16 protein-coding genes are annotated in these 12,222 nt (G+C 64.5%); 11 read left to right on the top strand and 5 right to left on the bottom strand.

All coding sequences use genetic code 11. The features are described from left to right. Positions 1-6: 6 nt before the first annotated feature. From VWN43_RS10685 to VWN43_RS10670, 4 genes are read right to left on the bottom strand one after another with little or no spacing between them, the layout of a single operon-like run. Positions 7-420 (bottom strand): protein tyrosine phosphatase family protein, encoded by a 414-nt coding sequence (locus VWN43_RS10685; protein ID WP_320181750.1) that lies wholly within the window; start codon positions 418-420, stop codon positions 7-9. Then, positions 417-839: a DUF6691 family protein gene (locus VWN43_RS10680; protein ID WP_320181751.1), complete on the bottom strand. Its 423-nt coding sequence runs from the start codon at positions 837-839 to the stop codon at positions 417-419. The genes VWN43_RS10685 and VWN43_RS10680 overlap by 4 nt, the downstream gene beginning before the upstream one ends. Then, positions 836-1,135, bottom strand: coding sequence for a YeeE/YedE family protein (locus tag VWN43_RS10675; RefSeq protein WP_320181752.1), 300 nt, complete (start codon positions 1,133-1,135; stop codon positions 836-838). Before VWN43_RS10675 ends, VWN43_RS10680 begins: the two co-directional genes overlap by 4 nt. After that, a complete protein-coding gene (locus VWN43_RS10670) occupies positions 1,132-2,061 on the bottom strand; it encodes an MBL fold metallo-hydrolase (RefSeq protein WP_253522296.1) in 930 nt (309 codons plus the stop codon). The genes VWN43_RS10675 and VWN43_RS10670 overlap by 4 nt, the downstream gene beginning before the upstream one ends. Positions 2,062-2,135: 74 nt before the next feature. Between VWN43_RS10670 and VWN43_RS10665 the strand changes: the two genes are divergently transcribed. The 9 genes from VWN43_RS10665 (at position 2,136) to VWN43_RS10625 (ending at position 9,359) form a co-directional block, all read left to right on the top strand. Next, the gene (locus VWN43_RS10665; protein ID WP_320181753.1) at positions 2,136-2,807 is read left to right on the top strand and encodes a peroxiredoxin; all 672 of its coding nucleotides are present in this window, start codon (positions 2,136-2,138) and stop codon (positions 2,805-2,807) included. Beyond that, positions 2,804-3,142: an ArsR/SmtB family transcription factor gene (locus VWN43_RS10660; protein WP_320181754.1), complete on the top strand. Its 339-nt coding sequence runs from the start codon at positions 2,804-2,806 to the stop codon at positions 3,140-3,142. Before VWN43_RS10665 ends, VWN43_RS10660 begins: the two co-directional genes overlap by 4 nt. Before the next feature lie 266 nt (positions 3,143-3,408). Then, a complete protein-coding gene (exbB, locus tag VWN43_RS10655) occupies positions 3,409-4,143 on the top strand; it encodes a tonB-system energizer ExbB (protein ID WP_320181755.1) in 735 nt (244 codons plus the stop codon). 1 nt (position 4,144) lies between these two features. Further along, a complete protein-coding gene (gene exbD, locus VWN43_RS10650; protein WP_320181756.1) occupies positions 4,145-4,573 on the top strand; it encodes a TonB system transport protein ExbD in 429 nt (142 codons plus the stop codon). Further along, positions 4,570-5,319: an energy transducer TonB gene (locus VWN43_RS10645; RefSeq protein WP_253522310.1), complete on the top strand. Its 750-nt coding sequence runs from the start codon at positions 4,570-4,572 to the stop codon at positions 5,317-5,319. Before exbD ends, VWN43_RS10645 begins: the two co-directional genes overlap by 4 nt. A gap of 19 nt (positions 5,320-5,338) precedes the next feature. After that, the gene (locus VWN43_RS10640) at positions 5,339-7,708 is read left to right on the top strand and encodes a TonB-dependent receptor (protein ID WP_320181757.1); all 2,370 of its coding nucleotides are present in this window, start codon (positions 5,339-5,341) and stop codon (positions 7,706-7,708) included. A 60-nt stretch (positions 7,709-7,768) separates the two neighbouring features. After that, positions 7,769-8,452, top strand: a complete 684-nt coding sequence (locus VWN43_RS10635) for a Fe2+-dependent dioxygenase (protein ID WP_320181758.1) — start codon at positions 7,769-7,771, stop codon at positions 8,450-8,452. Continuing rightward, positions 8,449-9,033 (top strand): ferric reductase-like transmembrane domain-containing protein, encoded by a 585-nt coding sequence (locus tag VWN43_RS10630; protein WP_320181759.1) that lies wholly within the window; start codon positions 8,449-8,451, stop codon positions 9,031-9,033. Before VWN43_RS10635 ends, VWN43_RS10630 begins: the two co-directional genes overlap by 4 nt. Then, on the top strand, positions 9,030-9,359 hold the full coding sequence (locus VWN43_RS10625) for a PepSY domain-containing protein (protein ID WP_320181760.1): 330 nt from the start codon (positions 9,030-9,032) through the stop codon (positions 9,357-9,359). Before VWN43_RS10630 ends, VWN43_RS10625 begins: the two co-directional genes overlap by 4 nt. A gap of 40 nt (positions 9,360-9,399) precedes the next feature. On the opposite strand, the gene VWN43_RS10620 is transcribed toward VWN43_RS10625, so the two are convergent. Beyond that, positions 9,400-10,191, bottom strand: a complete 792-nt coding sequence (locus VWN43_RS10620) for a 2-keto-4-pentenoate hydratase (RefSeq protein WP_253522323.1) — start codon at positions 10,189-10,191, stop codon at positions 9,400-9,402. A gap of 164 nt (positions 10,192-10,355) precedes the next feature. Between VWN43_RS10620 and VWN43_RS10615 the strand changes: the two genes are divergently transcribed. Then, positions 10,356-11,381, top strand: a complete 1,026-nt coding sequence (locus VWN43_RS10615; protein WP_320181761.1) for a LacI family DNA-binding transcriptional regulator — start codon at positions 10,356-10,358, stop codon at positions 11,379-11,381. Positions 11,382-11,499: 118 nt separating this feature from the next. Further along, the gene (locus VWN43_RS10610) at positions 11,500-12,132 is read left to right on the top strand and encodes an RpiB/LacA/LacB family sugar-phosphate isomerase (protein WP_063506203.1); all 633 of its coding nucleotides are present in this window, start codon (positions 11,500-11,502) and stop codon (positions 12,130-12,132) included. The last annotated feature ends 90 nt before the right edge of the window (positions 12,133-12,222 follow it).

Genomic DNA, 12,222 nt, shown 5'->3' with positions numbered 1-12,222 from the left:
TTTGGGTTAGACGCCGAGCCGCGGGCGCAGGGGGGACAGGTCGTAGCCTGCCTGCCGCGCCCGCTCGATGCGCGCATCGGCGCTCAGCTGCTCGACATTGGCAAGCGTATCGAGCGTGATCGAGCGTGTGCCGGTGCGGCAATAGGCCAGCACCTTGCCTTCCGCTTCCCGGCGGACCCTGGCAAAGGCCGCGATCGCCTCCGCGGGAAAGGCGCCGCCCGAAACCGGGATATGATGGAAGGCAATGCCTGCGCTGTGCGCGGCATCGCGCAGCTCGGCCACGGTGGGCTGGCCATCTTCCTCCCCGTCGGGGCGATTGCAGATGACGGTGCGATAGCCCGCATCGGCAGCGTCTCGCATGTCGGCGGCCTGCACTTGCGGGGCGACTGCGAACCGCTCGGTGACTTCGGTAATTCTCATGCGCCCGCTCCTTCGAACAGCCGCACGAGGGCCATGCCCGCAAGCATGGCCACGACGAAGATCGCCGCCGACGCGGGTTCGATCACCAGCGCGGCGATGCCCGGTCCGGGGCACAGCCCGGCCACGCCCCAGCCGATACCGAACAGCGCCGCCCCGCCGATCAGGCGCGGGGTGAGGTCGGATCGGGTCGGCAGGTGGAAATGCTCGTCGAGCAGCGGCGCTGCCATGCGCGGCACGAAACGCCAGGCGATCGCCATGACGATGACCGCGCCGCCCATGACGAAGGCGAGCGTCGGGTCCCAGGCGCCGAAGATGTCGAGAAATCCGCGCACACGCGCTGGATTGGTCATCCCGCCCAGCGCCAGTCCGGCGCCAAACAGCGTGCCTGAGATCAGGCTCGGGACAGTGATCCGGCTCATTGCAATACCTCCAGTCCCATCGCGTTCATCACCGCGACCGTGGCAATGCCCGCCGCCATGAAAGTCGCGGTGGCGACGATCGAGCGGCCCGACAGGCGGCTGACCCCGCAAACCCCGTGCCCGCTGGTGCAGCCACTGCCGAGGCGGGTTCCGATCCCGACCAGCAAGCCTGCGACCACCAGTACCAGCGGACTGGCGAAGCGGGCCTCGATCCCGCCGCTGAGGAGCGACACGATCAGCGCGCCGCCCGCCAGTCCGGCGAGCGGCGCGGCATCGGGAAATCCGGGGAGCGTCATACCGCGTTCACCGGGATCTTGATGTAGCTCACGCCATTATCCTCGGGTTCGGGCAGGCGCCCGCCGCGAATGTTCACCTGCACCGACGGCATGATCAGCTTGGGCATGTCCAAGCCCTTGTCGCGGGTGGTGCGCATGGTGACGAAATCGTCCTCGGTGACGCCGTCCTTGACGTGGACGTTCTCCTCGCGCTGCTGCTTGACCGTGGTTTCCCAGGCGTATTCGTCGCGGCCCGGGGCCTTGTAGTCGTGGCACAGGAACAGCCGCGTGTCGTCGGGCAGCGAGAGGAGGCGGCGGATCGAGCGGAACAGCTGGTGCGCGTCCCCGCCGGGGAAATCCGCCCGCGCAGTTCCGAAGTCGGGCATGAAGATCGTATCGCCGACAAACGCCGCATCGCCGATGATGAAGGCCATGTCCGCGGGCGTGTGCCCGGGAACGTGAAGCGCGATACCTTCCAGCTCGCCGAGGCTGAAGGTTTCGCCATCGTCGAACAGCTTGTCGAACTGCGACCCGTCACGCTCGAAATCGGTCCCGGCATTGAACAGCTTGCCGAACACTTCCTGCACGCGAATGATCTCGCGTCCGATGGCGAGCTTGCCGCCGAGCTTGGTCTGCAGATAGGGCGCCGCCGAAATGTGGTCGGCATGCGCATGGGTCTCGATCAGCCAGGTCACTTTCAGATTATTGGAAGTGACGTATTCGACAATCCGATCGGCGGAGCCATTCGAGGTCCGGCCCGACGCGGCTTCGAAATCGAGGACCGAATCGATGATTGCGGCCTCGCTGGTCTTGGGGTCGTGCACTACATAGGACACCGTATTGGTTGCTTCGTCGAAGAACCCGGCGATCGACGGGCGCAGCCCCTTGTTGTCCTGGGCGCGGGCAATTTGCTGGGAGGCCGATTGTAGCGATTGATCGTTATTCATGATTCTCACTCCATTCGATTACATAAACTATTTATATGTATTGCGTTTCCGATGTCAAGTGGTATGCAGTCGGCATGACCCACGATGCCTCGAAAGACAGCGGCGAGCATATCGCCCCCGGTGCCGGCCTCCGGATCGGCGATATCGCACCCGATTTTTCCGCCCGGAGTACCACAGGCGACATGCGGCTGTCGGATTGTCGCGGGCGCTGGCTGGTCCTGTTCTCGCACCCGGCCGACTTCACCCCGGTCTGCACGACCGAGTTCGTGGCGCTGGCAAAGGCCGCCGACCAGTTCGCGCAGCGCGAATGCGACCTCATGGCGCTGTCGGTCGACAGCCTGTTCTCGCATTTCGCCTGGCTGCGGATGATCCGCGACCGCTTCGATGTCGAAGTACGCTTCCCGATCATCGAGGATCCCACGCTCGTCATCGGGCGCGCCTATGGCATGGTCGCGCCGGGCGACAATGACAGCGCCACGGTCCGCACGACCTTCTTCATCGATCCGCACGGCGTGATCCGCGCGATGACCTGTTATCCCGCCAATGTCGGACGCTCGACATCCGAAATGCTGCGTACGCTCGATGCGCTGCAGGCGGTCGACAAGGATCCGGTGCTCGCCCCGGCCAATTGGGAGCCGGGAGAGAAGCTGCTGCGCCAGCCGAGCGCCAAGCTCGACGATGTCTTCGCGGCGAAAGATCACACCGACTGGTTCCTGCAGGAAGTGGGCCGGGGCAAGCGCGCATGACCGGGGACGAACTGGTCGACGCACTCAAGGCGGTCGCGCATCCGGTGCGCCTGCGCATCCTGCAGACGCTCGCCGGGACCGAACGCAATGTGGGCGAGATCGACGAGGCGGCGGACATCGGCCAGCCGACGCTGTCGCAGCAGCTCGCCGTCCTGCGCAATGCCGGGCTGGTGACAACACGCAAAGATGCCAAGCTGGTCTTCTACCGCATCGACGAAGAGCGGGTCGCGGCGGTTTCGGCGGCGCTCGGCGGCCTGGCCGGGGTGGACCTGGCCCCCACGCGGCCGACCCGCAGCCCGGCCCCGGGCGTCGCCAATTTCGCGCGCCTCACCTGACCGGACCATTCCCACGACGCGGCCGCCACATTTTCCGAAGCGCCTGGGGGCTGCGCGTGGCGCCGATCATTGCGGGCAGGGGTGCAGCTCGCGCTGACCTTCAACGCGCGATCGTTGCAACAATACCACCCGCAAATCCGGGCCGACGGCCTGCAAATGCGAATGACTTGCAATAGTATTCTCATCGCACTAGGCGGACCTTCGAACGAATCACGAGGGCCCCCATACAAGTGTCTCGACATCGATTTTTTGCTGCCGTCCTGGCTTTGACGGCGTTTCCCGTCGGCGCGCATGCGCAGGTCGGCGGGACAAGCGCGGCCGCGCCCAGCCTGCCAACCGACCTCAGCGTCTGGGGCATGTTCGTACAGGCCGACTGGGTGGTGAAGCTGGTGATGATCGGGCTGGTGCTGGCCTCGCTGGTCACCTGGACCGTGCTGGTTGCCAAGCATCTCGAACTCGCGCGGCAGCGCGAAAGTGCGGAGCAGTTCCGCGACAAGCTCGCCGCCACGCAATCGCTGGCACAGCTCGACCCCGCCTTTGCCGATCATCCGATCGTCATCCAGGCGCGCGAAGAGATCGCGCAATCGGCGGGCTCGCTCGACGATCGCGAAGGCTTGAAGGAACGGCTCGTCTCGCGGCTCGACCGGCACGAGGCGAAGGTCGCGCGCAAGATGACGCAGGGCGTCACCATTCTCGGCACGATCGGGGCGACCGCGCCCTTTGTCGGCCTGTTCGGCACCGTCTGGGGCATCATGAACAGCTTCATCGGTATTGCCGAACAGCAGACCACCAATCTCGCAGTGGTCGCGCCCGGCATTGCCGAAGCGCTGCTGGCCACCGCGCTCGGGCTCGTCGCCGCCATTCCGGCGGTGGTGATCTACAACCATTTCGCACGCGCCATCGCGGCGCACCGCGCCGTTGTGGCCGATAGTGCGGCCGCACTGCTGCGCGTGGTCTCGCGCGACCTCAGCCGGGGCACGCTGCCGGAGGGCAAGGTCTGAGATGGCGCTCAGGCTCGCCTCGGACAGCGAAGACCTGGCGGTCGCGCATGAGATCAATGTCACGCCGTTTATCGACGTGATGCTGGTGCTGCTGATCATCTTCATGGTCGCCGCGCCGCTGGCGACGGTCGATGTGAAGGTCGATCTGCCGGTGTCCAACGCGCAATCCGCACCCAAGCCCGAAGCGCCGGTCTATCTGTCGCTGCAGGCCGACGGGTCGATCCTCGTCAATGAAGACGAGGTGCGGCTGGCGGCGCTGGGTGCAGCGATCACCGAAGCGACTGCGGGCGACCGCGAAGAGCGGGTTTTCCTGCGCGCCGACAAGGCAATCACTTATGACGAAATCATGCAGGCGATGAACGCGCTGCGCGCCGCGGGCTATGTCCATGTGGCGCTGGTTGGTGCCGAGACCGGGGCTGCGGCGCCATGATGCTGGCAGGGGCAGGACGCACCAATTGGATGCTGGGGGGCGGCATTGCCTTCGCCGGCCACGCAGCCGTGGTCGCGGGCCTGCTCCTGATCGGCACTGCGCCGCCCAAGCCCATCGTCGAAGACCCGGTCGTCCTGCTTGAACTGCCCCCGCAGGCCGCCCCGGCGCCCGCTGCGCTGAACGAGCAGCCGGTCGATGCGCTCCAGCCGGACTATGTCCCGCCGCAGACCTTCCAGCCGCGGATCGAGGCACCGCAAGTCCGGGCGCCGCTGCCGCGCGAATTCGTTGCGACGCCGCCGCCGCCCCCGCCCTTGCCCTCGCGCCGCAGTGTCGCGCCCGCGCCGCAGCCGACCACTTCCGCCCGGCCCGCGCGCAATGCGCTGGCGGTCGCTCCCGAAGGCAGCGGCACCGGAACCGCTGCCACCGCAGGCGATGATCCGAAGGCCAAGCGCGAAGAGGCCGATTACTATGCGCTGCTGAGCGCGCATCTCAATCGCAAGAAACGCTATCCGAGCGAGGCCAAGAAGGCGCGCCAGCAGGGCGTGGTGACGGTGCGCTTCACCGTGCTTGCCGATGGCCGGATCAGCGCCAGCTCGATCCGCACGTCCAGCGGGCACGACCTGCTCGACCAGGCCACGCTCGACTTGATGCAGCGCGTTGCGCCGCTGCCCAAATTTCCGCGATCGATGACCAAAGACAGCGTCACGATCTCGCTTCCTATCGACTATTCCCTACGCACAAGATGATGATTAGAAAGGTTTTTCCATGAGGGATCGTAACCAGGGCGTGATCCGCCCGATCAGCCTGCGCGGTGCCGGACGGAGCACTGCAGTGGCGGCCATCGGCCTGTCGGCAGCGCTGATCGCCGGCAACGCCAAGGCACAGGATGCCAATGACGAAGACGAAGTCGTCCTCGACACGCTGCAGATCGAAGACGCCACCGCCGACGTCAATCCGAACGCGCAGCCGGGCGTGCCCTACAAGGCGCGCACTTCGGGCGATCTGCGCCGCGTGAAGCCATTGTCGGAAACCCCGCAGACGATCCAGGTGCTGACCGAGCAGCAGCTCGAGGAACAGGGTGCGACCGATCTGCGCGACGTGCTCGACAATGTCCCCGGCGTGACCGTGGGCACGGGCGAGAACGGCAACGCCTTCGGCGACCGCTACATCATCCGCGGCCATGAAGCGCGCAGCGATGTCTTCGTCGACGGTCTGCGCGATCCGGGCATGACCACGCGCGAAACCTTCGCGGTCGACCAGATCGAGATCACCAAGGGGCCGAGCTCGAGCTTCGCGGGTCGCGGTTCGACCGGCGGCGCGGTCAATTCGATCACCAAGAAGGCCAGCACCGATTACCAGTTCACGCGCGTCGATGCCGGCATCGGCACCGACGACTATTACCGCGTCACGCTCGACGCCAATGTGCCGCTGACCGACACCATCGCGGTGCGCGCCAACCTGCTCTACGGATATGAGGAAGTGCCCAACCGCAACTTCTCCGACCGCGAGCGCTACGGTGCAGCCGTGTCGGCGGCGTTCAAGCCGAGCGACACCTTCGAACTGGTGCTCGATTATTACCACCTGACCGCGAACGACACGCCCGATCTGGGCGGCTATGTTCCGGGCCCGACGGGGACCGGTCCGAGCGATGCAACGGTATACCAGCCGTGGGATGATGTGCCCAATTACACCCAGACCGGCGATTTCCTCGAATCGGACGTCGATACCGTCACCGGGCGGATCTACATCACGCCGTTCGACGGCTTCCAGATCGTCAACTCGACCCGCTATGGCGAAACCAGCAACGGTTACGTTCTCACCGGGCTGCGCGGCGGCTCCTACGATCCGGACACCGATACCTTCGCCCCGGTCACGCTGAGCACCCACCAGGGCAATCAGGAAGTCGAGTATTTCGTCAACCAGTTCAATGTGATCGGCGAATTCGCGACCGGCAGCCTGGTGCATAATCTGATTGTCGGTACCGAATATTCGAACCTGCAGGTCGCCAACGGCACCTACGATCTGACCGAGAATGGCGCGACCAATTGCGTCACTGCCGGTCGTGGTGGTAGCCTCAACCCAAGCTATTGCATCACCGACGAAAACCGCAATGTGCTGTTCGCCGAGAGTGAAATCCACAATCTGCTGCAGCGCGACATCGCCCGCAGCGATGTCGACAGTGACTGGCAGGTCGAAACGCTGTCGGTTTACGCGATGGACACGATCGACTTCACTGACTGGCTGTCGGTCCATGGCGGTATCCGCATGGACGCCTTCAGCTACAGCAATGTGGTCGACAGCCGCGGCACCGTGACGCCCTTTACCTACAGCGATACGCTGTGGAACGGCCACGCCGGCGTCGGCGTCAAGCCGATGGAAGAGGTCTATGTCTACTTCAACTACGGTTCGGCCAAGAACATCAACGGCGGCGAATCCGACCTCGGCGCCAATTGCGGCTATGGCGGCATCTGCGTCGACGAGGGCACCGGCATCGGCGATGGCCGCCCCGAAAGCAGCGAAAGCTTCGAACTGGGCGTCAAGGCCGATCTGTTCGACGACCGCTTCATGCTGACCGCAGCGGCGTTCCAGATCACCAAGGGCGACGTGTTCGAATCCGCAGGCGACGACTACAGCGCCGGCGGTTCGCTCAACACCGGCGAGAACCGCGTCCGCGGTGTCGAATTCGGCCTGGTGGGCAATATCACGCCCAAGCTGCTCGCACAGGCGGCACTGACCGTGATGGAATCGGAAATCACCGATTCGAACGATCCCGAAAAGATCGGTCGCCGTCTGAGCAATTTCGCCAACACGCAGTTCAGCGGCCAGCTCCGCTACCAGGCGACCGAGGCGCTCGCCTTCGGCGGGACCGCGACCTACAAGGGCGCGCTCTACACCGGCCAGCCCGACGATGCGGCAAGCTTCAACGACACGCTGGGGATCTACACCTATCGCGTCCCCGACTACTGGACCTTCGATGCTTTCGTCAGCTTCGACTTCAACCAGAATTTCGGCGCGCGGGTGAACGTGACCAATGTCACCGACGAGGATTACTACCTCGCCGGCTATCGTTCGGGTCACTTCCTCTACAAGGGTGACGAACGCCGGGCGACGCTCACGCTCACCGGGAAGTTCTGATACGGCAGGGCGCGGGCTTCAGCTCGCGCCCTTCCATTTTCCACGACAAGAACCCCTGCCATGCTGACGATCATCGAAAACCTGTTGGACGATGAAACGGTGCGCCGCTTCCGCGACCGGCTGGCCGATGCCCACTGGCAGGACGGGGGCAGTACGGCGGGCACGCGGTCGATCGCGGTCAAGCAGAACCTGCAATTGCCGTGGCAGGATGCCCTGACACAGGAACTTGGCACCGCGATCCTGCGCGAACTGGGCCGGCACCCGGGATTCGTCTCAGCCTCGCTGGCTGAGAAGATCTGGCCGCCGGTGTTCAATCTCTACCAGGACGGCGGGCATTACGGCACGCATTCGGATGCCGCGCTGATGCGGCTGCCCGAAGCCGATCTGACCATTCGCAGCGATCTTTCGGCGACGCTGTTCCTGTCCGATCCCGGCAGTTACGACGGCGGCGAACTGATCGTCGAGGAGCAGTTCGGCGCGCAGGCGGTCAAGCTGGCTGCGGGCGATATGGTCGTTTACCCTTCGTCGAGCCTGCACCAGGTTGCGCCGGTAACCCGCGGACAGCGGATCTGCGCGATCACCTGGATCCAGAGCGCGGTGGCCGATACGCCGGCGCGCGCGCTGCTGTATGATCTCGACCAGTCGATCCGCGCGCTGACGCCCGACCGCCCGCAGGACGATCCCGAGATCAACCGGCTGATCCACGTCTATCACAATCTGCTGCGGCGCTGGGCGCAGCCGTGATCGGCTGGCGCCGCGCGTTGCTGTGGCTCGTCCTAGCCATTCCGGCGGCGCTGATGATCCAGCGCTTCGCCAGCGGCGAGGCGTTGGCGATGGACCTCTACCACCCCAGCGGCGAGATGTCGGTCCGGCTGATGATCCTTGCGCTGCTGCCCGGTCCGCTGACCGATGCGCTGGGCCCCAACCGCTTTCTGCGCGGCTGGCTGGCGATCCGCCGCAATCTGGGCGTGGCCGCGTTCCTCTATGCGCTGCTGCATCTCGTTTTCTACGTGCTCGACATGCAGCTGGTGTCCGCGATGGTGGGCGAGCTGGCCATCCCCGGAATCTGGACCGGCTGGCTCGCCCTCGCGCTGCTGCTGGTGCCCGCTGCGATCAGCTTCGATGCCGCGATGCGCCGGCTTGGGCGGCGCTGGAAGCAGATCCAGCGCCTCGTCTATCCCGCTTTCCTGCTGGCGCTGATCCACTGGCTGCTGCTCGATTGGGCATGGGGGCCAGCGCTCGTTCACCTCGCACCATTATTGGTGGCATGGACATTGCGCATGGTCATGCGCCGCAGGACAATCGTTACCAGGAGTATCGCATGAGTTTTCGCCGAATCCTCAAGGCTTCGACCCTTCTTGCAGCCGTCGCGGCCGCCGGCCTCGCGGTCCCCGCGCAGGCCGATGGCGACATTATCTGCAAGGCCGGCCCCAAGGATGGCTGGCAGAAGATCTCCAAGCTGAAGAAAAAGGTCTGGCTGGAGGAATGGAAGCTGCTGAAAATGCAGGTCGAGGGCGATTGTTACGAAGTCTACGCCCGGACCAAGGAAGGCCAGTCGATCGAGGCCTTTTTCCACCCGGTGACGCTGAAGAAGCTGGTGGTGTTCCGCCGCGGCCAGGAAATCTACCGCGCCGAGGGCTTCACCGGCTAGCGTTCGATTGGGTGTCGCTCCTCGCGCATGAGGGGGCGGGCTAGGCGGTATCGCCAGACACGACGCGCGCGGCGACTTCGCCCAGACCTTCGAAGCGGGCGACCGCATGCTGACCCGCGGCAATTTCGTGGACGCCGGTGATGGCGCCGCTTGAAACCCACCAACCCGCTTGCGGCTCGATGCCGCGTTCCGCCAGATTGCGGAGCAGGAAGGAGACGGCGCCGAACGGTCCGTCGAGCATGGTCGCAGTTGTTGCGCGGCCCTGTTCCTCGCCATCGATGTCGAGTGTCACAGTGATATCGTCGAGCCGCGACCAATCGGCGCGAGCGACTGCCCGGCCGATCAGCAATCCGGCGTTGTTGCCATGGTCCGACACGGTCACGCAAGGCCCGTCGACATTGATCGCGGCATAAGGGGACGAGGCCACTTCGAGGCCGATGCGGACCTCATCGACCCAGTCCATCGCCTGTTCGCGGTCATCGGGCAGGGGGCCTTCGCGAGGGGCCAGCCGCAACATGAACTCCGCTTCCATCGCGGCAAAACCGCCGCTGAAAATCGGGAATTCGGCCACGTCCGCCGTTTCCTGCCGGATAGCATCGGCAAAGGCCGGACCGATCAACCGGTCAGCCCCGAGGTCGTCGCTCGCGGGCGGATTGATCTTGCCCACTTTCCAGCCGCCGATCGGGCGATCCCAGATGCTGATGGCATGATCCTGCACGGCATAGGCCTGCGCAAGGTCGGTCGGTCGGACCCCGGGATACTCGCTCAGGACTTTCCAGTTGCGGCGGGCATTTACAAAGGCGTTTGCAATCTCGCCAGCTGCGGAATTCATGGGGGCCCCTCTCGAAATGTCCCATTTTCAGCGCGACTTTGACGAAAAAGGAAACCGGTGTCAAAACGTATTTACCACACGCTTGCGGATAGCGGGCGGCTCTGCCCTCCCATTTCCTCGTGGGCGGGCTATGAGCGGTGGCAGGCAGCAAAAGGTTGTGACACATGGCAAAGTCCGGTCCGGCACCTACGATCAACGACGTGGCGCGGATTGCAGGCGTCTCTAAGAAGACGGTGAGCCGGGTGATCAATCGATCCCCGCTGCTCAAGCAAGCCACTCGCGAGAAGGTCGAGAAGGTTATCGCCGAACTCGGCTATACGCCGAACCCGCAGGCCCGCGCACTGGCGCTGCGGCGCAATTTCCTGCTTGGCCTGCTGCACGACAACCCCAATGCGCAGACCGTGCTCAACTTCCAGGAGGGGGTGCTCGACGCGATCCGCGATACCGAGTTCGCGCTCGTGGTGCGCCCGGTCGATCGACATTCGCCGGCCATGCTCGACGACATCCGCAATTTCCTCGAGCTGCAGCGGTTATATGGCGTGCTGATCCTGCCGCCGATTTCGGAGAATGACGAACTGGCCGCGCTGTGCCGCGAAATGGGCTGCGGCTATGTCCGCATGGGCTCGGCTGCGCTCGACGAGGCCGAGCATCTGGTTCAGTCGAACGACCGCGAGATGGTCGAGGCCGTGGTCGATTATCTCGTCGAACTGGGCCACGAGCGGATCGGCCTGATCGAGGGGCCGGCGGGGTTCCGGTCAGCCTTCGAACGGCGCGAAGGTTTCCTCGCCGCGATGAAGCGGCATGGGCTCGACATGCCCAGCGAAGCATTGGTGCAGGGCAATTACCGGTTCAATTCAGGCGTCGAGGCGGCCCACCAGCTGCTGAGCGAGAACCCTCACGTTACCGCGATCTTCGCCAGCAATGACGAAATGGCTGCGGGCGCCTATCATGCTGCACGCGAACGGGGCGTCGATGTCCCCACCGATCTGTCGCTCGTCGGGTTCGACGATTCCCCGATTGCGGCGCATATCTGGCCGCCGATGACCACCGTCGGCTGGCCGATCCGCGAGATGGCCAAGGCGGCCGCGCTCAAGCTGGTTGCCCCCGATACGGCAGAGGCGCAGCCATCGAACTTCCCCGCGCGGCTGGTGACCCGCAATTCGGTAGCGCCGCCCGCCAAGAAAATCTGATCCGGATGGTTGAAATGGCCCCCACTTTGCGGATAGAAGTCGCTTTGACACCGGTTTCCTTATTCGACTCGGAACCGCTTGAATTCGCACCAGCGCCCCCAGCGGGCAGGGAGAACCCATGAAGATCGCTCTCATCACCGAGAACAGCCAGGCCGCCAAGAACGGCCTCATCTACGATGCCCTCAACACCGCTGCCGAACCGTTCGGCCACGAAGTGTTCAATTACGGCATGTACACCGCCGAAGACAGCGCATCGCTGACTTATGTGATGAACGGTGTGCTGGCGGGCATCCTGCTCAATTCCAAGGCTGCCGATTTCGTCGTGACCGGTTGCGGCACCGGCATGGGGTCGATGCTCGCCTGCAATGCGATGCCCGGCGTGTTCTGCGGCCTCGTGATCGACCCGACCGATGCTTTCCTGTTCAACCAGATCAATGCCGGCAATGCGATCGCGATGCCCTATGCCAAGGGCTTCGGCTGGGCCGCCGAGCTCAACCTGCAGGATTGCTATCGCAAGCTGTTCGAAAACGAAGCGGGCGCGGGCTATCCGCGCGAGCGGGCCGAACTGATGCGCAAGAACCGCGGCTTCCTCGCCGACCTCAAGGCCGCCAGCACGCATGACATGCTGACTGTGCTGAAGAATGTCGATCAGGACCTGCTGCGCGCCGCGATTGCGGGCGAACGCTTCGCAGAATATTTCTACGCCAATTCGCAGGATGACGCGATCAGCGACTATCTGCGCAATCTTTGACCCCTTCGGGAATCGCATGACCGGCATGAACCGGCACCGGGGGAAGGGGATCGCGTCGTCGCAGCGCGATCCCCACCGCACCACACTGGG

Origin of the sequence: Qipengyuania sp. HL-TH1, from assembly GCF_036365825.1 — a bacterium.
In the GTDB taxonomy this organism is placed as follows: domain Bacteria; phylum Pseudomonadota; class Alphaproteobacteria; order Sphingomonadales; family Sphingomonadaceae; genus Qipengyuania; species Qipengyuania profunda.
Note: the sequence above shows the minus strand (reverse complement) of the source record. Positions and strands in the feature narration are given on the sequence as shown.